This window comes from Novosphingobium sp. TK71 (assembly GCF_055361505.1).
The window spans coordinates 2,367,637-2,387,937 of the sequence record NZ_CM143962.1 but is presented as its reverse complement, the minus strand read 5'-3'; the positions used below and the strand labels follow the sequence as shown (position 1 = coordinate 2,387,937).

The 20,301-nt window shown below is 64.2% G+C and carries 22 protein-coding genes; 14 read left to right on the top strand and 8 right to left on the bottom strand.

Features of this window, described 5'->3' with window-relative positions:
• Nucleotides 1-79: 79 nt before the first annotated feature.
• Nucleotides 80-1,438 (top strand): aromatic ring-hydroxylating oxygenase subunit alpha, encoded by a 1,359-nt coding sequence (locus tag ACXJ16_RS11135; protein WP_463920686.1) that lies wholly within the window; start codon nt 80-82, stop codon nt 1,436-1,438.
• Nucleotides 1,439-1,460: 22 nt separating this feature from the next.
• Nucleotides 1,461-2,378: a VOC family protein gene (locus ACXJ16_RS11130; protein ID WP_185998107.1), complete on the top strand. Its 918-nt coding sequence runs from the start codon at nt 1,461-1,463 to the stop codon at nt 2,376-2,378.
• A gap of 95 nt (nt 2,379-2,473) precedes the next feature.
• Here the strand turns inward: ACXJ16_RS11130 and ACXJ16_RS11125 are convergent, their stop codons facing one another.
• On the bottom strand, nt 2,474-3,073 hold the full coding sequence (locus ACXJ16_RS11125) for a TlpA family protein disulfide reductase (RefSeq protein ID WP_324697950.1): 600 nt from the start codon (nt 3,071-3,073) through the stop codon (nt 2,474-2,476).
• A gap of 19 nt (nt 3,074-3,092) precedes the next feature.
• Between ACXJ16_RS11125 and argH the strand changes: the two genes are divergently transcribed.
• The 6 genes from argH (at nt 3,093) to ACXJ16_RS11095 (ending at nt 9,164) form a co-directional block, all read left to right on the top strand.
• The gene (gene argH, locus ACXJ16_RS11120; protein ID WP_324699003.1) at nt 3,093-4,466 is read left to right on the top strand and encodes an argininosuccinate lyase; all 1,374 of its coding nucleotides are present in this window, start codon (nt 3,093-3,095) and stop codon (nt 4,464-4,466) included.
• 5 nt (nt 4,467-4,471) lie between these two features.
• Entirely contained in the window at nt 4,472-4,711 is a 240-nt protein-coding gene (locus ACXJ16_RS11115; protein WP_054437144.1) for a YdgH/BhsA/McbA family protein, read from the top strand.
• 76 nt (nt 4,712-4,787) lie between these two features.
• The gene (gene lysA, locus ACXJ16_RS11110; RefSeq protein ID WP_463920685.1) at nt 4,788-6,047 is read left to right on the top strand and encodes a diaminopimelate decarboxylase; all 1,260 of its coding nucleotides are present in this window, start codon (nt 4,788-4,790) and stop codon (nt 6,045-6,047) included.
• Nucleotides 6,048-6,133: 86 nt separating this feature from the next.
• The gene (locus ACXJ16_RS11105; RefSeq protein WP_324697954.1) at nt 6,134-6,931 is read left to right on the top strand and encodes a precorrin-2 dehydrogenase/sirohydrochlorin ferrochelatase family protein; all 798 of its coding nucleotides are present in this window, start codon (nt 6,134-6,136) and stop codon (nt 6,929-6,931) included.
• Nucleotides 6,932-7,278: 347 nt separating this feature from the next.
• Nucleotides 7,279-8,250, top strand: coding sequence for a hypothetical protein (locus ACXJ16_RS11100; protein WP_324697958.1), 972 nt, complete (start codon nt 7,279-7,281; stop codon nt 8,248-8,250).
• Nucleotides 8,238-9,164 (top strand): transposase, encoded by a 927-nt coding sequence (locus ACXJ16_RS11095; RefSeq protein WP_463920684.1) that lies wholly within the window; start codon nt 8,238-8,240, stop codon nt 9,162-9,164. Before ACXJ16_RS11100 ends, ACXJ16_RS11095 begins: the two co-directional genes overlap by 13 nt.
• Here ACXJ16_RS11095 and ruvX read toward each other — a convergent pair.
• From ruvX to pyrE, 7 genes are read right to left on the bottom strand one after another with little or no spacing between them, the layout of a single operon-like run.
• Nucleotides 9,161-9,646 (bottom strand): Holliday junction resolvase RuvX, encoded by a 486-nt coding sequence (gene ruvX / locus ACXJ16_RS11090; RefSeq protein ID WP_054437127.1) that lies wholly within the window; start codon nt 9,644-9,646, stop codon nt 9,161-9,163. The two genes, ACXJ16_RS11095 and ruvX, sit on opposite strands and share 4 nt — an antisense overlap.
• Nucleotides 9,628-10,746, bottom strand: a complete 1,119-nt coding sequence (locus ACXJ16_RS11085) for a DUF3089 domain-containing protein (protein ID WP_463920683.1) — start codon at nt 10,744-10,746, stop codon at nt 9,628-9,630. The genes ruvX and ACXJ16_RS11085 overlap by 19 nt, the downstream gene beginning before the upstream one ends.
• 32 nt (nt 10,747-10,778) lie before the next feature.
• A complete protein-coding gene (locus ACXJ16_RS11080; RefSeq protein WP_054437121.1) occupies nt 10,779-11,891 on the bottom strand; it encodes an AI-2E family transporter in 1,113 nt (370 codons plus the stop codon).
• Nucleotides 11,888-12,775: a signal peptidase I gene (gene lepB, locus ACXJ16_RS11075; protein ID WP_463920682.1), complete on the bottom strand. Its 888-nt coding sequence runs from the start codon at nt 12,773-12,775 to the stop codon at nt 11,888-11,890. Before lepB ends, ACXJ16_RS11080 begins: the two co-directional genes overlap by 4 nt.
• 58 nt (nt 12,776-12,833) lie before the next feature.
• Nucleotides 12,834-13,244, bottom strand: a complete 411-nt coding sequence (gene acpS / locus ACXJ16_RS11070; protein ID WP_054437114.1) for a holo-ACP synthase — start codon at nt 13,242-13,244, stop codon at nt 12,834-12,836.
• A gap of 17 nt (nt 13,245-13,261) precedes the next feature.
• A complete protein-coding gene (locus tag ACXJ16_RS11065) occupies nt 13,262-14,008 on the bottom strand; it encodes a pyridoxine 5'-phosphate synthase (RefSeq protein WP_132469434.1) in 747 nt (248 codons plus the stop codon).
• A 17-nt stretch (nt 14,009-14,025) separates the two neighbouring features.
• Nucleotides 14,026-14,610: an orotate phosphoribosyltransferase gene (pyrE, locus tag ACXJ16_RS11060; RefSeq protein ID WP_054437112.1), complete on the bottom strand. Its 585-nt coding sequence runs from the start codon at nt 14,608-14,610 to the stop codon at nt 14,026-14,028.
• A gap of 206 nt (nt 14,611-14,816) precedes the next feature.
• Here pyrE and coxB point away from each other — a divergent pair, with 206 nt between their 5' ends.
• The 6 genes from coxB (at nt 14,817) to ACXJ16_RS11030 (ending at nt 20,258) form a co-directional block, all read left to right on the top strand.
• On the top strand, nt 14,817-15,872 hold the full coding sequence (coxB, locus tag ACXJ16_RS11055) for a cytochrome c oxidase subunit II (RefSeq protein WP_054437109.1): 1,056 nt from the start codon (nt 14,817-14,819) through the stop codon (nt 15,870-15,872).
• Nucleotides 15,873-15,899: 27 nt separating this feature from the next.
• A complete protein-coding gene (gene ctaD / locus ACXJ16_RS11050) occupies nt 15,900-17,588 on the top strand; it encodes a cytochrome c oxidase subunit I (RefSeq protein ID WP_054437107.1) in 1,689 nt (562 codons plus the stop codon).
• Between the two features lie 93 nt (nt 17,589-17,681).
• Nucleotides 17,682-18,599, top strand: a complete 918-nt coding sequence (locus ACXJ16_RS11045; RefSeq protein ID WP_420719859.1) for a heme o synthase — start codon at nt 17,682-17,684, stop codon at nt 18,597-18,599.
• An 11-nt stretch (nt 18,600-18,610) separates the two neighbouring features.
• Nucleotides 18,611-18,757 carry a cytochrome c oxidase system small membrane protein gene (locus ACXJ16_RS11040; RefSeq protein WP_165913272.1) on the top strand — a complete coding sequence of 49 codons (147 nt, stop codon included), beginning with the start codon at nt 18,611-18,613 and terminating at the stop codon, nt 18,755-18,757.
• Nucleotides 18,757-19,347: a cytochrome c oxidase assembly protein gene (locus ACXJ16_RS11035; protein WP_054437101.1), complete on the top strand. Its 591-nt coding sequence runs from the start codon at nt 18,757-18,759 to the stop codon at nt 19,345-19,347. The genes ACXJ16_RS11040 and ACXJ16_RS11035 overlap by 1 nt, the downstream gene beginning before the upstream one ends.
• Nucleotides 19,348-19,436: 89 nt before the next feature.
• Nucleotides 19,437-20,258, top strand: a complete 822-nt coding sequence (locus ACXJ16_RS11030; RefSeq protein ID WP_324697971.1) for a cytochrome c oxidase subunit 3 — start codon at nt 19,437-19,439, stop codon at nt 20,256-20,258.
• Nucleotides 20,259-20,301 lie beyond the last annotated feature (43 nt).

Sequence of the window (20,301 nt, the reverse complement as noted above, 5' to 3'; positions counted from 1 at the left end):
CGCCACGGCGATTTGCTCCGCTGTGCGAATAATGGGATAACGGGCGCAAATCGGCGCGAAGATAACGGGATGAGAACGCATGGGTGAAATTGGCACGATCGTGCAGGCTGCCGAGGACCTGACCGTCCCGGTCCGCGTCCCGGCCGAGGCCTACGTTTCACCGGAATACGCCAAGGCCGAACGCGACAGGCTGTGGCGCAAGGTCTGGCTTCAGGCGGGGCGCCTGGAAGACATTCCCGAAGTCGGCGATTTCATCACTTTCGACATCCTCGACGATTCGGTGATCGTGGTCCGCGCCTCGGAAACCGAGATACGCGCTTTCCACAATGTCTGCCCGCACCGCGGCCGCAAGCTGGTCGATACGCCGCCGGGAATGCGCAATGCCAGGGGCACGCGCCGCAACTTCATCTGCGGCTATCATGGCTGGACCTTCGGGCTGGACGGGACCAACACCTATCTAGAACACCAGGAAGACTGGCAGGGGCGGCTCTGTGGCGGTCAGGCCGATCTAGGTGTCGTTCAGGTCGGTCTCTGGGGCGGTTGGGTCTGGATCAATCTCGACCCCGATTGCATGCCGCTGGCCGAATATCTCCACCCGGCAGCGGGCATGCTCGACCCCTATGGCCTTGAAAACATGCGTCCCCGCTGGCGCAAATGGGTCGTGTTCGAGTGCAACTGGAAGGTCGCGATGGAGGCCTTCTGCGAAACCTACCATGTTTCCACCACGCACCCCGAATTCATGGAATTCGGCCAGTTCCGCGGCTGGGCCCGCAACCAGGGACTGCACTCCAACATCGGCTACGAAGCGCCCAAGGGGCAGGAGGAAGACTCCGGAAAACTGCGCCTCGGCGCGGGCGAGGACCCGCGGCTCACCACGGCGGAAATGCAGAATTTCACCTGGGCGAATGCCAATACCAACACGACGATGACACTGGTCGGCGTTGCCAACCGCCTCAAGGACGAACTGCCCGAAGGTACCCCGGCGGCGGAAGTGTCGGCCTACTGGATCGGCACCGCGCGCAAGGAAGACGCGGAACGCGGCGTGGTGTGGGCGCAGGTCGATCCGCAGCACACGGCCCAGGCGGGCACGGCCTGGCAGATCTTCCCGAACTTCCAGATCGGCCACGCGGTCAACAACATGCTCTGCTATCAGGCACGGCCCTATGGCGCCGATCCGGACAAGTGCATCTTCGAGGCTGCCGTCTACGAACTCTGGCCCGAGGGTGAAGCTCCCGAAACGGAATGGGAATACACCGCCCCCAATGACTGGCCGCCTGTTCTCCAGCAGGACTTCGCCAACATGGCTGCTGTCCAGCAAGGCATGAAAAACGTCGGTTTCCGGGGCGCGCAGCCCAACCCCTACATGGAACGCTCAGTGGCGAGCCTGCACATGAACCTTGCCAGATTTATGGGCTCGGGCAGCCCCGAAACCTACTGATCGGCCCCGGCCGATGGAGGGGATGCCGCTGGTTCACGTAAGCTGGGCGCTTGCCGATAATGGCTTGCGTCCCGCCTGCGACGCGTTCTTTCGCGAGGTGTTCGGCGCGGAGACCGCGCACGAGATATTGATAACGCCGGAAACCGAAAAGCTCGGCCTCGACCGCGAAGAGAGCTTGCTGATGGTGGGCGACACCATGTTGATCCCGATCGCCCCGGCCGGTCGAGGCGCGGAACCGGGGCATCCGCTCGGCGACATGCTGCGGCGCTCGGCAGGGGAGAACCGCTGGATCGGCATCGCCCTCAAGACGAACGACCTGGCGGCGGCAGACGCCTGGTTCGCGGCGCGCGGCTTCAAGCGGCATTACGATCCGGGCATGGAAGCCTTCTATTTCCTGATCCCGCGCGGACAGGTCATGGGCTTGCGGCTGGAGATCGTGAAGCAGGACATGCCCGGCGATCCTCGCCGCGATCCGTCGTGGAGCGCGGCGAAGTGGCGGGACGGGCATCCGCTGGGGATCGAGGGATTGCAGGCCATCGGCCTTTCCGCGCCATCGCTGAACGATGCGCGCGAAATGTTCCACGGGAAACTCGGGTTGCCGGAACTTGGCGAAAGAGCACTGCCCGAGGGGGACTGTGCCGCCTTTGCAATAGGCGATACCGTCCTCGAAGTTCTGGCAGGACGCAAGCAGAGCGACGCCGTTTCCGTCCATGCGCGCGAGGTGAAGGGAATCCGGCACCTCGTCTTCAAGGTTCGTGATGCCACAGCCGCCGCGCAATACTTGCGCGGCAAGGGGCTCCCGTTGACCGGAGATACCGAGACGCGTTTCGCCGTTGTGCCGGAAGCGGCGCAGGGGCGGCTGATCTGGTTTACTGGAGCGACACCGGCGGGCTATCCGCCGGCTGGTTCGCGGCTGGCGGAACTCGTCAAGACCGCCTGAAGCGGATCAGCGGCGCCTTGTGCCGGTCCTGCCAAGACGCGGCGCCCGCATGAGGATGACCATGGTTCTCCCGGCCCCGCGGGCCCCCGATCCGCCTACTTGGCTTCTGCCAGCAACTTGGCTGCTTCCGGAGAGCTCCAGTCGTTGCCGCCCGTGTAGCGCCAGACCTCGCGGCCCTGGCTGTCGAACAGAACCGTTACGGGCAGGTTGCCGCCGTACTGGAAGCCGAGGTCGCCGTTTTCGTCCACCCAGGGCTGGATATTGTCCAGCTTGCGGCGACGAAGGATCTCCACGACCTTGTAGGTGTCTCCGGTATCCTCGGAGATCGGCAGGATCTGCACCGGCCCGTTGGGGTCTTTGGCAAGGGCTTCGAGAGTCGGCATTTCCGCGATGCAGGGGGCGCACCAGGTCGCCCAGAGGTTTACCAGCAGCGGCTTGCCCTTCAGCGACATGAGGTCGAGGCTCTCCCCGGTATTGTCGACCAGGGTCACGTCCGGCATCGGATCGCCCTTGTGCGAACGGTCCAGCTTGCCAGCAGGCTTTGCGGCGGCCGGCGCGGTGCTTTCGGAAGCTTGCGCCGAAGCCTCCTGTTGCGCGTCCTTCCCGCTTTGCCTATCGCAGCCCGCGGCCAGGAGGGCGCCTGCCCCCGCGATGGAACACAGGACGAGCGACTTGAGCGATTTGGAAGACAGCAAGGCGGCAGGCTCCAACCAGATGTGGGGGGGACGGTTCGAAGGTGGACCGTCTGCAATCATGCGCGAGATAAATGCCTCGATCCCCTTCGACAAGGCATTGTGGCGGCAGGACATCGCGGCCAGCAAGGCGCACGTCGCGATGCTGGGGGCTTGCGGCGTGGTTTCGGCCGAGGACGCGATCACGATTCGCGATGGCCTCGATCAGGTTGCGGCCGAGTACGAAGTCTCCGGAGTTCCCGAAAACTGGGACCTCGAGGACATTCACATGACCACCGAGGGTCGCCTTGCCGAGCTGATCGGCCCGGTTGCAGGACGCCTCCACACCGCCCGTTCGCGTAACGACCAGGTGGCGACCGATTTCCGGCTCTGGGTGCGCGATGCCGTCGATCAGGCCGATGCGGGTCTCGAAGCGCTCCAGAAGGCGCTCGTCGCCCGTGCCGGTGAGCATGCCGATTCGATCATGCCCGGCTTCACCCATCTCCAGACCGCGCAGCCGGTGACGCTGGGCCATCACCTCATGGCCTATTACGAGATGATCGGCCGCGACCGTTCGCGGTTTGCCGACGCTCGCAAGCGCATGAACCGCAGCCCGCTCGGCGCCGCGGCGCTTGCCGGAACCGGCTTCCCGATCGACCGCACGATGACCGCGCAGGCGCTCGGCTTCGACGCGCCGACCGACAACAGTCTCGATTCGGTGTCGGACCGCGATTTCGCGCTCGATTACCTGATGGCGGCCAGCCAGTGTTCGCTGCACCTTTCGCGTCTGGCCGAAGAATTCATCATCTGGGCCAGCCAGCCCTTCGGTTTCGTGGCACTGCCCGATTCGCTGTCCACGGGCAGCTCGATCATGCCGCAGAAGAAGAACCCGGACGCCGCGGAACTGGTGCGCGGCCATTCGGGCCGGATCGTTGGCTGCCTCACCAGCCTGATGATCACCATGAAGGGTCTGCCGCTGGCCTATTCGAAGGATATGCAGGACGACAAGCCGCCGGTCTTCGAGGCGGCTAGCCTGCTGGCGCTGTCGATTGCGGCGATGACCGGCATGGTTGCGGAAACCCGCTTCCGCACCGATCGCATGCGCGGCGCTGCCGAACTGGGCTTCGCCACTGCCACCGATCTCGCCGACTGGCTGGTGCGCGAAGGCAACATTCCCTTCCGCGAGGCGCACCACATCACCGGTTCGGCGGTAAAGCTGGCCGAGCAGCGCGGTGTCGCGCTCGACCAATTGCCGCTGGAAGACCTCAAGGCCATCGACAGCCGCATCGACGAGCGCGTATTCAAGGCGCTCTCGGTCGAGGCTTCGGTCGCCGCGCGCAAGTCGCACGGTGGCACCGCGCCCGAGCAGGTACGCCTGCGCGTTGCCGAAGCCCGGCTCGCGCTCGGTCTGGAGTGATCTGAATGCGCAAGACGGCTGCCCTGATCCTGTTTCTCGCCCTTTCGGCCTGCGGCCAGCGGTCCGCGCTCGCGCTGAAACCGGGGCAGCAGCTTCCGCCCGCGCCCTATGGTCGCGAGCAGAAACCGGGCAGCGCGGAACTGCTCAATACGCCCACGCTGGCGATACCCGAGCGTAGCGTCGAATTGCGCACCCGCTCGGAATCGCGTGAGGACGATCCTTTCGACCTCCCGCCCCCGGAATAAGCCTCTTTCCTGTTTGCCGCGTTTTCGTGGGCCGGGCCGTTCGCCTGGCTCGAAAAATGCCTTAGCCGAGACGACCATGGACCATTTCGAACTCACGAACGGCGAGCTTTTCGCCGAAGACGTGCCGCTGGCTGCGATTGCCGCCGAAGTCGGTACGCCAGTTTACGTCTATTCCCGCAGCACGCTCAGCCGCCATGCCCGCGTGTTTCGTGAAGCGCTGGCGGAACTGCCCAAGGTTCACATCGCCTTCGCCGTGAAGTCCAACCCGAATCTTGCGGTGCTTCGCCTGCTTGCCAGGGAAGGTTACGGCGCCGACGTCGTATCCGAGGGTGAAATGAACCGTGCCCTCGCTGCGGGAATTCCTGCCGGGGACATCGTGTTTTCGGGCGTGGGCAAGACCCGCCGCGAACTGACCGCCGCCGTGAAGGCAGGGATCGGCCAGTTCAATCTCGAAAGCGAGGAAGAAGGTGTGGAACTGGCGGAGATCGCCGCCGCACTCGGCCTGCGCGCGCCTAGCGCCCTGCGGGTCAATCCGGATGTGGATGCGCGCACGCACGCCAAGATTTCCACTGGCAAGGCGGACAACAAGTTCGGCGTTGCCTATGACCGTGCGGCCGGGATCTATGCTCGTCTCTCGGGGCTGGTCGGGTTGGATATGAAGGGCCTTGCGGTTCATATCGGCAGCCAGATTTCCGATCTCGAACCCTCGCGCCTCGCCTTCATCAAGATGGGCGAGCTGATGGAGGCGATCCGTGCCGAAGGTCATTCGGTGACGCACATGGATCTCGGCGGCGGGCTGGGCGTGCCTTACAAGGCCACCGATTCGCTGCCGACACCGCAGGACTACGGCGCGATGGTCGCATCGGTGGCGAAGGACTGGGGCGTCACCCTGATGTTCGAGCCGGGCCGTGTGATCACCGGGAATTCCGGCGTGCTCGTTACCGAAGTCGTCCGGGTCAAGGAAGGCGCGGTGAATCCCTTTGTCGTGGTTGATGCGGCGATGAACGATCTTGCGCGCCCCGCCATGTACGATGCCTGGCACGACTTCGCGGCAGTGAAGCCCAACGGCAGGACCATGACCGCCAACATCGTCGGACCCATCTGCGAAAGCTCTGATACGTTCGCCATGGGCCGCGAGATCGATGAGGTCGTATCGGGCGATCTGGCGATCTTCCGCACGGCAGGCGCCTATGGTGCGACCATGGCGAACACCTACAACAGCCGTGCGCTGGTGCCCGAAGTGATGGTGGACGGAGACAAGTGGGCGATCGTTGCCGCCCGGATCGAGCCGGAAACGATCCTCGCGGCGGAAACCGTGCCGGAGTGGCTGGCCTGACCCGGAACAGTCCCGCGGGCTTCGACAATCATGGCCTGAACGGATAGGAACGGCGCAGTCCGTCGTTCCTATCGAGGCCGTTCTTCATGATTGAAAGTTTACCGCTGTTCCACCGCCTCACCGGCCAACCGGTGGTGGTGCTGGGAGCGGGCGAAGCGGCGGAAGCCAAGCGCCGGCTGGTGGAACGGGCTGGCGCGCGTCCTGTCGCAAGCCTTGAGGAGGGGATCCTCGAAGGCGCGCGAATAGCCTTTGTCGCGCATGAGGACGAGGCGCTGGCACTGGCCGACGCGGCGCGCGCGCGGGAAGCCGGGCTCCTGGTTAATGTGCCGGATCGGCCCGCACTATGCGATTTCACTGTGCCGTCGATTCTCGATCGGACGCCGGTTCTGCTGGCTATCGGTACGGGCGGGGCTTCGGCAGGGCTGGCGAAGCAGCTCCGCCTGCGGCTGGAGATGCTCTTGCCGCAGACGCTGGGCGCGCTCGCGCAAGGGCTGTTCTCTGCCCGTGCAGCGTTGCGGACGCGTTTTCCCGATGCCGGTGAGCGGCGGCGCGCTCTTGATGCCGCGCTGGGTGAGGGCGGCCCGCTCGATCCGCTGGTGGAGCAGAGCGCAGCGCGTATCGAAGGCTGGCTGGCGAATGCGACCCCTGTCTCGACCGGCATGGTGGAAATCCGGCTGCGAAGCGCGGACCCCGAAGACCTGACCTTGCGCGAGGCCCGGCTCCTGGGATCGGCAGACCGGGTCATGCATGAACTGGCTGTTCCGTCAGCCGTGCTGGAACGCGCCCGCGCCGATGCTGGCCGTTTTCCGATCCCGGCCGATGACGAGGCGGTTGCATCCGCCGAGGGCCTGACGATCGTGCTGCGCGCGGCCTCGTCAGGTTGATTCCCATAAGACATCCAAAGTGCGACACTATTGAGGGTCAATTACGTCGGTTAATTGTATATTTACAATTGCAGGAAATTAATTAAGCCGGAAGGCGGGTGTGCGGCAACCTTGTTATTTACGGCGGATCATCAGTGCCGAAGGGGGATGTTTTGCAGCGAACGGATTCATTGATTTTTGAGTTGCCGCAGATCGATCTTGCCCTGCTTCCCGATCTCGATAGTCCAGTTGCACTTCACGGTACCCTTGCAGATCGTGACCGCCTGCAATGCCTAGATGACAATCGTGCGCTTCTTGTCCCCTGCCTTTACGAACTGCATCCGGGTACGTGATACCGGTCGCATAGAATGCAGCAGGACGCATTTCAGGCGCTTTCCCCAGACGCGCAATGGACCGAGGGGCAACGCGAACTCGCCCAGGCAGTGGCCGATTGGCGGGCCGTGCCCGGCGCCGCACCGACCCTGGCGGCGATGGACCGCTTCGGGCGCGGGGAAAGGTTCGAGGACTGTCAGCCGCTGAGTGCACTGTTCACCGCTGACGGCGTTTCGGCACGGACTTTCGTGGATGATCTCGTTGGCCGGGTACTTTCGGTGCTGCGGCGATATCCCCTGGGGCAATTACCGCTCCGTCACAGCCGCCTGGAGGTGGTTGATACCGTCCTGCTCGCTCATGCCGGGAACGCCACCCTGGGGCTTTCCCTTTACGATGAAAGAGCGCTGCAACTCCAGCCGGCGCCAGAGACCGTCGAATTCGCGGGGCTGGAGACTTGGGCTCTGGTTCTTGCGGGGGAGGGGCAGGCGGAGCGGATCGAACGCATTCCCGTCTCGGATAAACAGGCGGAATTCCACCGGGAAACTGTCCCGCTGCGCGCGGGAACGCGGCTTTACCGGGACGGATCGCGGCAAGCGCATCAGGTCCGTTCCGTGCGCGGCAGTCTCGTCGTGCTGCGCCTCCAGAGGTTCGTGCCGGAAACCGATGCCGTGCGTGAATACGGCCTGGCCGATGGCGCGCTGATACGCCGGGCGGCCGCACGCCTGGAACAGACCCGGCTCGACATGGCGATGGCCGTGCTTGCGGCGCTGGGGCGGCGTGATGCGGTGCCGCTCATGTCGAAAATTGCGCTTGGAGATGGGGCTGCGGAGCTGCGTTGGCAGGCGCTGCGGGCCATCCTTGCGCTCGACACGCGGGCGGGCATGGTGCTGCTGGGCAATGTGGCGGCAAGCGACGACGCTGTGCTGGCGTCGCCGGCCAAAGAGCTGCGTCGGTCGTTGCTCGTCCAGTGGCCGGAACTGGAAAAGGTGGCCCAATGGCGCGGGTAATGGCGATGCGCGATCCGACGGTGGCTTCGCTCGCGGAGTTTGTCGACGCGATCTCGGGCTGGGGTTTCGATCCGCGCGAGGAGGTCAGTCTTTCCCACGCTGCCAACTGGTTGCAGCGGCTCGGTAACGATCGGACGTTCCTGGGCGACCTGCTCGTGGACATGCTGGCCGGCCTTTCGCCGGTTCCCGATGGCGCCGATGCGCTTGCAGGCGTGGGGCCGGAATCGATCATGCTGGTCACGCCGGGACAAGGCAATTTCTTCCTCAATGCACGAATCTGGCCGGCGCCCGGTGATTCCCAGTTCCGTGCCAGCGGGCCGGAGGCTTTCGGCTACGGACAGGCGCACGATCATAACTACGACCTGCTGGCGCTGGGATATTTCGGCCCGGGGTATCTCTCGGATGAGTATGAGTACGATCGCGAAGCCGTATCGTGGCATGTCGGGCAGTCGGTGCAACTACGTCCGCAAGGACCTCTCGTGCTGGAGCAGGGCCGCATCGTCCATTACCGGGCGCAGCGCGACGTTCATGTGCAGCACCCCCCGGCGTCCCTCTCGGTGGCGCTGAACCTCGTGCATACACAGCCTGGGCAGGCGTGGATGGATCACTGCGAGTTCGATATCGAGCGTGGCACCGTTACCCGCCTGCTGGGACATGGGCCGAGCGAGAGTTTCCTGCGCATCGCCGTGGCACTGGGCGGGGAAGAGGCGCTGGACATCGCGAGCCGCTTCGGAAAATCGCACCCGAGCGACCGCATGCGGCTGGTCGCGTGGGATGCCTTGGCGAGCGGGACCACGGATGCCGCGTTGCGCGATGCGGTCTGGAGGGATGCGGAGCAGTGCGGCAGCCGGTGGGTGGCCGCCGAAGCACGAAAACGGAGAAGGGAGCAAGCGGCGCGTCAGTTTACGCCCTAGAAGAGCCCACCCGCCATCGCGTCGATCGCGCCTTGCAGGATGACGGCGGCAGCCGCGGAATCGATGCGGGTGGCGCGCTTGGCCCGGCTCATGTCCTGTTCGATCAGCCCGCGTTCCGCGCCGGAAGTGGACCAGCGTTCGTCCCAGAGCAGGATAGGCAGGCCCAGCGCGGAGAGGTTGCGCGCATAGGCGCGGCTGGACTGGGACCGCGGGCCTTCGGACCCGTCCATGTTGAGGGGCAGGCCGATGACGATGCCCTTGATGGAACGTTCACGGACCAGTTCCATCAGCAGTTCCTTGTCCGCGCCGAACTTGCCCCGTTTGAGCGTCTTGCCGGGCGAAGCGAAGCGCCAGCCTGCATCGCAGAAAGCGGTGCCGATCGTTTGGGTGCCGAGATCGAGCCCCAGCAGCGCGCCGCCGGTTTCGGGCAGGGCATCGCGATAATCCAGCGCGCTCGCGGTGATCACTGTGCCTTCTGCCATTTCGCAACCCGTCCTTCGAAGTCCGCGCGAAGGTTCGCCCAGAACAGGGTCACGTCATAGAGATGGTAGTTGTTTCCGGGAAGAACGTAAGGGCCCATCTCGAGTGCGGGAGGCGGGCCGATGTGGAGAAAGTTGTCGGTACCGCAAGCGGCGGGGACCGTCGCCTTCGCCAGGGTTCCGGTCGCAGTGGCGAAATCGGGTACGAGGGTGCCGAGGTTGGCCGCTGCATCGGCGCTTCCCCCGTCGGTGCCGGTGATCGGATTGGTGCAGAGAAACGGGCTGGCGGCCACGCTCTGCCCATCGAGCCCGGTCCGGCGGGCATAGGCTTTCAGCAGCATCTGCGTATCGGCGGGATCGGCCACCGAAAGCCAGCTCACCACGCAATTGACGTCATCGGCGTTCCGGCAGGCGGGAAGGCCCATCTTCGGCAGGTCATGGGCCAGCGAGACCGGCCACCCTATCACGTAGGCGGCGATGATACGGCGCGCGAGCGGCGTTCCCGCCACCCGGTCGCGCATGAGACGGCGCAGGAGGAAGGCGCCCTGGCTGTGTCCGGCCAGCACGATCGGGCGGTTGCCGGGCACGGCCTTCACGAAAGTGTCGAATGCGGCCAGGACATCCGAATAGGCGAGATCGATGGCCTCGTTCGCCGGCTTCTCCCCGGTGAGGAACGCGCCGATGGCGGCCTGGCGGTAGCGGGGTGCCCATAATTCGCCCGCGGCGTTGAACGGGCTCGCCATGCCTTTCACGAACAGGGCGGCGCGGTCCTGCGAAACCTTGTCAGCGAAGCTGGCGTTCCATGCGCTGCGATCGATCAGGCTGGTGGGATGGACGAAGAACACCGCGACCGGCAGGGGCTTGGCGGGTGGGATCACGCCGGGTGGAAGCCAGTGGGCCGGATCGTTTTCGATCCCCGGCCGGGAAATCCACATGTGCGGATCTCTCCAGGCTTCAGGCCCGAGCTTCTGCTGCGACGCGAAGGTCACGTTCGGCACGAACGCCATTTCCGTGAGCCGATCCGACCACAGGCGCAGGGCCACCAGCGAACCGATCAGCAGTGCGACGATAACGGCGATTGCGTAGAGGAACTTGCGAGCCATGGTTCAGGGTCTTGCCCGCCGTTGCGTGACGGTCAAGCGCCGGTATCCGGAGCGCCACGATCAAGGGTATGCTCTCCATCCTCACCGTTGCGGGCAGCTTCGCGTTCGAGCCAGATCTTTATCATCGCCACCAGCGGATCGGCCAGCGCAAGCCCCAGCAGCCCGAACAGCACCCCCATGATGAGCTGTGCCGCGAGCACCAGGGCAGGAGGCAGGTCCACGGTCTTGCGGGCGATCATCGGTACGATGAGATAGCCGTCGATCAGGTGTATCAGCAGATAGACGAAGATCGTGTAGAGCCCCATCTCGTAGCCGCCCGAAAAGCCGACGAGCACCATGATCATGCCCGAGATCGGGGCGCCGATATTGGGTAGGAAGGCCAGGAGGCCGGTGATGAGGCCAAGCAGCGCCGCCATCGGCACGCCGTAGAATTGCAGCATCGCCCAGGTGAACAGGCCCTCCACGGTCATGCCGATCAGGCGTCCGAACAGCAGGCGGCGCAGGGCCTGGCCCATGACCTTGACCGTCGCCTCGAAATGGTCGCGCCGGTCGATCGGGAGCATCCAGCCCACGCCGCGGCGATAGAGGCGCGGCTCCATGGCGAAGTAGATGCCAAGGACAAGGATCAGGAACAGTGTCGTGAACACGCCGATCAGGCCGCCGACCACGCGTGTCACCTGCCCGATCCCGCCGACTGCTTCCTGCGCCATGCCGCGAAGCTCGGTGACGCGCGGTTGAATCCCGTGCGCATGAAGCCAGTTGAGCCCGTGGCGGAACTGGCTTTCGATGGTGGCCGGAAGTTCGGCTGCCTGAAGTGCGATCTGGCTGCCGGCGAAGCGTGCGACCCAGAGCAGGAACAGCATGGCGAAGAGCAGCACGAGGCCCACGCGCCATCCGCGCGGAATCTTGAGTATCTTGCCCAGCAGGCGGGCGCCGCCGTCGATCAGGGCACCGAACACGATGCCGCCGAAGATCACGAGCAGCGATTGGGAAAGAAAGACAGCCAGCGCCAGCAGGGCGGCCATGCCGATCCAGACGAACGCCCTGCGGGCCTCCGTGCGGATCAGGGGATCGGAAATATCGGTGGGGCCGGCGCGCTCGGCGATGTCGGTCCCCGTTTCGTCTTCCGCCCCCGTTGCCATCATTTCCAGGCCTTGGTCTCGTCCACCGGGGGACGCAGGCTGGAGAACGATCGGCCGGGCCGCAGTGCGCCCCACCAGGTCAGCGGATTCCAGGTCTGGGTTCCGTCGAGCGAGAACGTGACGAATTCCGCTCTTCCGCCAATGTCGGACAGAGGCACCGGCCCGCCCAGGCCACCGCCGGGCTGGCCGAACATGTCGGTTTCGAACGGCGCACGGCTGTCTGCCGAACGGTCGCGGTCATCACCCATCAGGAAGACGTGGCCTTCTGGCACCTTGATCTCCGGATAATCGTCCAGTTCCTGGTCGATGTAGTCGATCACGTCATAACTGGCGCCGTTCGGCAATGTTTCACGATAGGTCGGCATCTCGTAAACTTCGTTGCCGCTCGGCAGGCGGGTGCGGAACTGTTCGAAGCCGTCATAGCAGTGGCCGGGTTCGGCATCGCCCTCGCAGCGCAGCGAATCGTCGGCGGCAAGGCGCACCGGCGGCTCGACTTCGCGCGGAACGAAGCGGCCGTTCAGCCGGATGCGCCCATTGATGACCGCAATCCGATCACCCGGGAGCGCAACCACGCGCTTGATGAGATCGGCCTTGCGATTGCCGGGCACGACGATGACGATGTCGCCGTATTCCGGTGTCTGGCCCAGAATGCGCCGGGTGCTGCGCGGGAGCATGTGGAAGCTGGCCGATGACCAGTTCCAGCCATAGGGATATTTGGAAACGACCAGACGGTCCCCCACCAGCAACCCCGGCATCATCGAGATCGACGGAATGTAGAACGGCTTGGCGATCAGCGAGTGGAACGCGAGCACGCCCACCAGCATCAGCGCCAGTCCGCGAAATTCGTGAAGCCAGTTGACCTTTTCCGTCGCCGGAGGAGCCTTCATGGGGACCTCGCTGGAAGTCGGCGTGGGCTGGTGAATCATGTCCCGGGGATACTCGGCGTCAGGAATGGGGAATCGGGCGTGCTTCGATGATTACGAAGGCCTGCGCCCATGGATGATCGTCGGTGAGCGTGAGGTGAACCACGGCTTCATGACCGGCGGGAATCAGGGAATCAAGCCGCGTCTTCGCCCCGCCGGTGAGAGCCAGGGTGGGCGCGCCGGACGGGGCATTGGCCACTCCGATGTCCTTCATGAACACTCCGGCCTTGAAGCCGGTCCCGACCGCCTTGGAAAACGCTTCCTTCGCCGCGAACCGCTTCGCCAGGGTGCCGGCCTTGGTGAAAGGCCGGCGATTGGCCTTGGTGCGCTCCAGCTCGGTGAAGACGCGGTTCTCGAAACGCTCACCGAACCTGTCGAGCGAGTTCTGGATTCGCTCGATGTTGCACAAGTCCGAGCCGAGGCCGATGATCATGGAATGCCGGGTCCTTTTTACCTGACCTCGTCCATCAGGGCGCGCATCTTGCGCACGCTGGCGTCGAGCCCGCAGAATATCGCCTCGCCGATAAGGTAGTGGCCGATGTTGAGTTCCGCCAGTTGCGGAATCGCGGCAATCGGCTGGACATTCTCGTAAGTAAGGCCGTGCCCGGCATGGGGCTCGATGCCGTTCTTGGCCGCCAGCGCGGCCATATCGGCGATCCGCCTGAGTTCGGTGGCGACGTCGGCGCCGGTGGCATGGGCATATTCGCCGGTGTGGAACTCGACCACCGGCGCGCCAAGCTTCATGGCCGCTTCGATCTGGCGTGCTTCCGGGGCGATGAACAGGCTCACGCGAATGCCGGCGTCCGAGAGGCGCGAGACGATCGGGGCGAGCCTGTTGTGCAGGCCGGCGGCGTCCAGTCCGCCTTCGGTGGTGCGCTCCTCGCGCCGTTCCGGCACGATGCACGCGGCATGAGGGCGATGGCGCAGGGCGATCTCGAGCATCTCGTCGGTTGCCGCCATTTCCAGGTTGATCGGCAACCCGGTTGCAGTCGCCACGCGTTCGAGATCTTCGTCGCGGATGTGGCGGCGATCTTCGCGCAGATGCACGGTGATGCCGTCGCCGCCGGCCTCGGCGACGATCCGGGCGGCGCGCGCCGGATCGGGGTGCTCGCCGCCGCGCGCGTTGCGGATGGTGGCCACATGGTCGATGTTGACGCCGAGGCGAAGCCGCCCCGGATTGAGAACGCTGCTCACCATCGCTTCCCCCTAGAGGCTCAGACCTGTGCCCGGCTGCCGGGCTTGGTTGCGGGCTTGGCGGCCAGTTCGGCCGGAACTTCGTCATCGGCGTAAGTCGGGAAGTTGAGCGCGACGAGCGGGAAGAACGGCACCCCGAGATCGACGGCGCCGGCCGTGCGATCAACCAGCGAGGCTGCCGCAACGACTTCGCCGCCGGCTTCCTCGATCGCCTTGATCGCCTCGCGGCTGGACAGGCCGGTCGTGACCACGTCCTCGACCATCAGCACCTTGTCGCCCGGTTCGAGGGCAAAGCCGCGGCGCAGTTCGAACGTGCCGGTGGGGCGCTCGACGAACATCGCGTCGACCTGAAGCGCGCGGCCCATTTCCTGGCCGATGATGACCCCGCCCATCGCCGGGGAAACGACCTTGGTGATGGACTTGCGAATATCGTGGGGGAGTTTTGCGGCGAGCGCGACGGCGAGTCTCGCGGCGCGGTCGGGGTTCATCAGAACACGGGCGCATTGCAGGTAGTGCGCACTGTGTCGGCCCGAGGAAAGCAGGAAATGCCCCTCAAGCAAAGCCTTGCTGGCGCGGAACTCGGCGAGGACTTCTTCTTCCTGCATCGGGGGGTAATCCTTTGGTGCAATTTGCAATGTTCTGGCACGGCGGCGAGGCCCCGCGCGTCAAAAATCCCCTAGAGGCGCTTGAGACGGGCGGCAAGGCCGCGTATAGCCCCCGGTGAAGGGGGGCACAAAGCCTCCGCAATAGGGGTGCGCGCTTGGGAGGCGACTCACTGCGCGTTCATAAAGAAAACGGAAGCGCTATAACCATGATATTGGGCAAAACCGTTCGTACCTTGGGCGAGGCTGCAAAGGCTCTCGGTATCGTTTCAGCCGGAGTTCTGGCGCTTTTCACCGTTCCGGCGCTTGCGGCGGCAGGTGCTTCCGATGCGGCACCCGCAGCGGTGGCCGGCTATACGCCGATGAAGCCGACGCCGGGTATCGGCATGCCGGTCGAAGGCGGAATCGGTCTCCAGCAACAATTTTCCAAGCTCGGCGAATATGGCGAGTGGATCCATGATGGCGTGCTCATGCCGATCATCACGGCGATCACGCTTTTCGTCCTGCTGCTGCTGGTGATCATCGCGGTGCGCTTCAATCGCCGCGCCAACCCGGTCGCGTCGAAGACGAGCCACAACACGATCCTCGAAGTGGTATGGACCCTGGTTCCGGTGCTGATCCTGATCGGCATCGCGGTTCCCTCGATCGACCTGATCGCCAAGCAGTACAAGCCGGCCCAGAAAGGCGCGCTGACCATCAAGGTCACGGGCAACCAATGGTTCTGGACTTACGGTTACCCCGACAATGGCGACTTCGAAGTCGTCTCGAACATGCTCAACCTTCCCGGTCAGCCGGTCATCAACAACGGCGTGCGCGAAGTGGGTTCCAAGCCCTGGGACGGTCCCTCGCACCTTGAGGTCGACAACCGCATGGTCGTGCCGGTGGGTGAACCGATCCGGCTCCAGATCACTGCAGCCGACGTGATTCACTCGTTTGCGGTGCCCTCGCTGTGGTTCAAGCTCGACGCCGTTCCCGGCCGCATCAACGAGAAGGTGCTCCTGGTCGAGAAGCCCGGGGTCTACTACGGCCAGTGCTCGGAACTGTGCGGCGCCAAGCATGGCTATATGCCGATCGCGGTCGAAGCGCTTCCCCGTGCACAATACGATGCCTGGGTGCTGTCCCACGCCGGCGGCGTGATCGATGGTCAGGCCAAGCCTGCCGCCGCAGTTGCGCCGGCAGCATCCACCGCAGCGGCCCCTGCCGCAGTCGCCACGGCCGAAGCGACGGAGGCAGCCGCCTCCGACGCGACAGCCGCAGCCGAATAAGAGCGAATCGAAGGACAGGGTCCAACCATGGCAACCACCGCTCCAGAGCATTTCCAAGGTCACGTGGATCACCACGGACACGCAGATCACGACCATAAGCCGAGCTTTTTCGCGCGCTGGTTCATGTCCACCAACCACAAGGACATCGGAACGATGTACCTGATCTTCGCGATCATCGCGGGGATCATCGGCGGCGCCTTTTCGGGCATGATGCGCGTCGAACTGGCCGAACCGGGCATCCAGTACCTGGATATCTTCGCCCGCTGGTTCGGCGCGACCAACCCTGACTTCAACTCCACGCTGCATGTCTGGAACGTCCTGATAACGGCCCATGGCCTCATCATGGTGTTCTTCATGGTCATGCCGGCGATGATCGGCGGCTTCGGCAACTGGTTCGTGCCGCTCATGATCGGCGCGCCGGACATGGCCTTCCCGCGCATGAACAACATTTCGTTCTGGCTGACCGTGGCGGGCTTCATCTCGCTGCTGTGCTCGGCCTTCGTGCCTGGCGGCACGGGGCTTGGCGCAGGTACGGGCTGGACCGTCTATGCCCCGCTCTCGACCACCGGCTCGCCCGGACCCGCGGTCGATTTCGGCATCTTCGCGCTGCACCTTTCGGGGGCCGGCTCGATCATGGGCGCGATCAACTTCATCACCACGATCTTCAACATGCGTGCCCCCGGCATGACCATGCACAAGATGCCGCTCTTCGTGTGGTCGATGCTCGTTACCGCGTTCCTGTTGCTGCTCTCGCTGCCGGTTCTGGCCGCTGCGATCACCATGCTGCTGACCGACCGCAACTTCGGCACCACCTTCTTCGATCCTTCGGGCGGCGGCGATCCGGTGCTTTATCAGCACCTGTTCTGGTTCTTCGGCCACCCCGAAGTCTACATCATGATCCTGCCCGGCTTCGGCATCATCTCGCAGATCATCTCGACCTTCTCGAAGAAGCCGGTGTTTGGCTACCTCGGCATGGCCTATGCGATGGTCGCGATCGGTGTCGTCGGCTTCATCGTCTGGGCACACCACATGTACGCCACCGGCATGTCGGTGAACACGAAGATGTACTTCACCGCCGCCACCATGGTCATCGCGGTGCCTACGGGCATCAAGATCTTCTCGTGGATCGCGACGATGTGGGGCGGTTCGGTCGAGTTCAAGAGCCCGATGGTCTGGGCGATCGGCTTTATCTTCCTCTTCACCGTCGGCGGCGTGACCGGCGTGGTGCTGGCGAACGGCGGCGTCGACGACGTGCTGCACGACACCTACTACGTCGTGGCGCATTTCCACTACGTGCTCTCGCTGGGTGCCGTCACTGCGCTCTTCGCCGGGTTCTACTACTGGTTCCCGAAGATGAGCGGCCGGATGCATTCCGAGTTCCTCGCCCACGTCCATTTCTGGATCTTCTTCGTGGGCGTGAACATGATCTTCTTCCCGATGCACTTCCTCGGGCTGCAGGGCATGCCGCGCCGCTATCCGGACTATGCCGAGGCGTACCAGCACTGGAACCACGTCGCGACGATCGGCTACATGGTCATGGCGACCAGCCTCGTGGTCTGGTTCATCAACATCGCCTATGCTTTCCTGGCCGGTCGCAAGGCCGAGGACAGCTATTGGGGTGAAGGTGCGACCACGCTTGAGTGGACGCTGACCAGCCCGCCGCCGTTCCACCAGTTCGAGACGCTCCCCGTGATCGAGGATGCGGCTCACCACTGATCGAGCCGTCGTCGTCCCGGATAGGTCCGGGACGACGACCGGTTCCCAGGCCCTCGCTTTTCGGGCCTTTGCGGGTGTATGGGGCCAAGCACCATGATGACTACGAGTCCCACTACTGCCGCCGCTCCGCTCCCGGCCGACTGGCGCGATCTCTTCGCGCTGACCAAGCCGCGGGTGATGAGCCTGGTCATTTTCACCGGCCTTTGCGGCCTGCTTGCCGCGCCTGAGCGGATCAATCCTGTTCTCGCGTTCACCGCGATTCTGTGCATCGCCATGGGCGCGGGAGGGGCGGCCGCGCTCAACCAATGGTGGGAAGCGGATCTTGACGCCGGGATGAAGCGCACTTCGAAGCGCCCCCTGCCGCAGGGCCGTCTCGACCGCACCACGGCGCGCGATTTCGCGGGCGTGCTCTGCGCCGTCTCGGTATTCCTGATGGGCTTCGCGGTCGGCTGGCTTCCTGCTGCGATCCTTGCGATCTCGATCATCTATTATGCCGTGATCTACACGATCTGGCTGAAGCCGCGCACGCCGCAGAACATCGTGATCGGTGGCGGCGCCGGCGCGTTCCCTCCGTTGATCGGGTGGGTTGCCGCGACCGGACATGTCACGCTGATGCCGGTGCTGCTCTTTGCCATCATATTCTTCTGGACCCCGCCGCATTTCTGGGCGCTCGCGCTGTTCGTCAAAAGCGATTACGCCAAGGTCGGCATCCCGATGATGCCGGTCGTCGCGGGCGAGAAGGCCACGCGCCGCCAGATCCTGCTCTACGCCATCCTCCTGCTGCCGCTTTCGGTGCTGCCATGGTGGATCGGCGGTGCCGGGGCCGTCTACGGGGTTTCCGCGATCGTGCTTTCCACGCTGTTCCTGGCGTTCTCCGTTCGTGTCGGGCTGCGGGAACGCAGCGGACCCGAGGATACGATGAAGCCGGAAAAGCAGCTCTTCGCCTATTCCGTGCTCTACCTCTTCGTGCTGTTCGCGGCGCTGGTGGTGGATCGCTTCATCGTCCTGTGAAAGATCGAAGCATGAACGACATCCCGCAACCAGAACCCGGAACGCCCGATATCCGCACGCCGGAGCAGATTCGGCGGAGCCGGAACCGGGTGCTGGCGCTCAGCCTCGCGGCGTTCGTGGTGCTGGTGTTCTTCATCTCGATCGCGAAGATGGGCTGATGGAGACGGCGATCGCACCTGTCCGCAGCAACCGGCGCGTCGCTTTCATCGCCCTGTCGATGGCGTTGCTGATGCTGGGCCTCGGTTACGCTTCCGTCCCGCTCTACCGCATCTTCTGCCAGGTTACCGGCTACAACGGGACTACGCGCCGTGTGGACGAGACGCAGGCGGCAGCCGTGCAGGTGACGGACAAGACCATGTCGATCCGCTTCGACGCCAATGTCGAACGAGGCATGCCGTGGCAGTTCAAGCCACTCCAGCGCACCGACACCGTGACCATCGGTGAGCGCGATATGGCGCTTTTCTGGGCCAAAAACGATTCCGACAAGGTGATCACCGGCACGGCGAGCTTCAATGTCGAGCCTGAGCAGGCGGCGCGCTACTTCAACAAAATCCAGTGCTTCTGCTTCACCGAGCAGACGCTCCAGCCGGGCGAAGCGGTGAAGATGCCGGTGATCTACTACGTCGATCCGGCGATCCTGAACGATCCCGACAACAAGGACGTGGAGCAGATCACGCTCAGCTACACCTTCCATGTCACCAGCGTCTCCGATGCAAAGACACTGGACCACAGCCAAACGGGCGGTTAAGTCCCGGGGCGGGAAACAAATCACGGGGGGAGCATTACCCCACCGGAAGAATCGAACACCGAAGTTTCGAGAACGGGGAAGAAGGCACCATGGCCGGTACCAAGAATCACGATTACCACATTCTTCCGCCGGACATCGCGCCGCTGGCCACCACCATCGGCGCGCTGACATTCACGACGGGGATGGTCCTGTTCATGCATGACATGGCGGGCGGCAAGTTCGTGCCCTGGCTGGGCCTTGCCATCCTGATCGCCTCGATGTTCATGTGGTTCTCGAAGATCATCAAGGAAGCGCACGCGGGCGACCACACGCCGGTCGTGCAGCTTCACCAGCGCTACGGCATGATCCTGTTCATCGCTTCGGAAGTGATGTTCTTCGTCGGCTGGTTCTGGGCCTTCTTCGATTTTTCGCTGTTTCCCTCGACGCTTTCCGAAGCGGTCGGTGGACAGTGGCCGCCCAAGGCGATCGAGGCGGTCATGGACCCGTTCGACCTGCCCTTGCTGAACACGCTGATCCTGCTCTGCTCGGGCACCACGGTAACCTGGGCGCATCACGCGCTGATCCATGGGGACCGCGAAGGCCTGAAGAAGGGCCTCTGGGCAACCATCCTGCTTGGCGTGCTGTTCTCCTGCATCCAGGCCTATGAATACGTTCACGCGCCGTTCCCCTTCGGCCAGAACACCTATGGCTCGGCGTTCTACATGGCGACGGGCTTCCACGGCTTCCACGTCATCGTCGGCACCATCATGCTGATCGTCTGCCTGAAGCGTGCGTACAACGGCGACTTCACGCCGCGTCAGCACTTCGGTTTCGAAGCTGCTGCGTGGTACTGGCACTTCGTCGACGTGGTGTGGCTGTTCCTTTTCGTCGCCATCTACATCTGGGGCGGCTGGGGTTACCCGACGCATTGATGCTGCCGCCCGATTCGGGCGATGGCGATCCGATCGAAAGGGG

What these genes read in the sequence shown, in the direction of transcription:
- ACXJ16_RS11135 (WP_463920686.1), top strand. Translation starts at nt 80, where the DNA reads ATGGGTGAAATTGGCACGATCGTGCAGGCTGCCGAGGACCTGACCGTC.
- ACXJ16_RS11130 (WP_185998107.1), top strand. Translation starts at nt 1,461, where the DNA reads ATGCCGCTGGTTCACGTAAGCTGGGCGCTTGCCGATAATGGCTTGCGT.
- argH (WP_324699003.1), top strand. Translation starts at nt 3,093, where the DNA reads ATGTGGGGGGGACGGTTCGAAGGTGGACCGTCTGCAATCATGCGCGAG.
- ACXJ16_RS11115 (WP_054437144.1), top strand. Translation starts at nt 4,472, where the DNA reads ATGCGCAAGACGGCTGCCCTGATCCTGTTTCTCGCCCTTTCGGCCTGC.
- lysA (WP_463920685.1), top strand. Translation starts at nt 4,788, where the DNA reads ATGGACCATTTCGAACTCACGAACGGCGAGCTTTTCGCCGAAGACGTG.
- ACXJ16_RS11105 (WP_324697954.1), top strand. Translation starts at nt 6,134, where the DNA reads ATGATTGAAAGTTTACCGCTGTTCCACCGCCTCACCGGCCAACCGGTG.
- ACXJ16_RS11100 (WP_324697958.1), top strand. Translation starts at nt 7,279, where the DNA reads ATGCAGCAGGACGCATTTCAGGCGCTTTCCCCAGACGCGCAATGGACC.
- ACXJ16_RS11095 (WP_463920684.1), top strand. Translation starts at nt 8,238, where the DNA reads ATGGCGCGGGTAATGGCGATGCGCGATCCGACGGTGGCTTCGCTCGCG.
- ruvX (WP_054437127.1), bottom strand. Translation starts at nt 9,646, where the DNA reads ATGGCAGAAGGCACAGTGATCACCGCGAGCGCGCTGGATTATCGCGAT.
- ACXJ16_RS11085 (WP_463920683.1), bottom strand. Translation starts at nt 10,746, where the DNA reads ATGGCTCGCAAGTTCCTCTACGCAATCGCCGTTATCGTCGCACTGCTG.
- ACXJ16_RS11080 (WP_054437121.1), bottom strand. Translation starts at nt 11,891, where the DNA reads ATGATGGCAACGGGGGCGGAAGACGAAACGGGGACCGACATCGCCGAG.
- lepB (WP_463920682.1), bottom strand. Translation starts at nt 12,775, where the DNA reads ATGAAGGCTCCTCCGGCGACGGAAAAGGTCAACTGGCTTCACGAATTT.
- acpS (WP_054437114.1), bottom strand. Translation starts at nt 13,244, where the DNA reads ATGATCATCGGCCTCGGCTCGGACTTGTGCAACATCGAGCGAATCCAG.
- ACXJ16_RS11065 (WP_132469434.1), bottom strand. Translation starts at nt 14,008, where the DNA reads ATGGTGAGCAGCGTTCTCAATCCGGGGCGGCTTCGCCTCGGCGTCAAC.
- pyrE (WP_054437112.1), bottom strand. Translation starts at nt 14,610, where the DNA reads ATGCAGGAAGAAGAAGTCCTCGCCGAGTTCCGCGCCAGCAAGGCTTTG.
- coxB (WP_054437109.1), top strand. Translation starts at nt 14,817, where the DNA reads ATGATATTGGGCAAAACCGTTCGTACCTTGGGCGAGGCTGCAAAGGCT.
- ctaD (WP_054437107.1), top strand. Translation starts at nt 15,900, where the DNA reads ATGGCAACCACCGCTCCAGAGCATTTCCAAGGTCACGTGGATCACCAC.
- ACXJ16_RS11045 (WP_420719859.1), top strand. Translation starts at nt 17,682, where the DNA reads ATGATGACTACGAGTCCCACTACTGCCGCCGCTCCGCTCCCGGCCGAC.
- ACXJ16_RS11040 (WP_165913272.1), top strand. Translation starts at nt 18,611, where the DNA reads ATGAACGACATCCCGCAACCAGAACCCGGAACGCCCGATATCCGCACG.
- ACXJ16_RS11035 (WP_054437101.1), top strand. Translation starts at nt 18,757, where the DNA reads ATGGAGACGGCGATCGCACCTGTCCGCAGCAACCGGCGCGTCGCTTTC.
- ACXJ16_RS11030 (WP_324697971.1), top strand. Translation starts at nt 19,437, where the DNA reads ATGGCCGGTACCAAGAATCACGATTACCACATTCTTCCGCCGGACATC.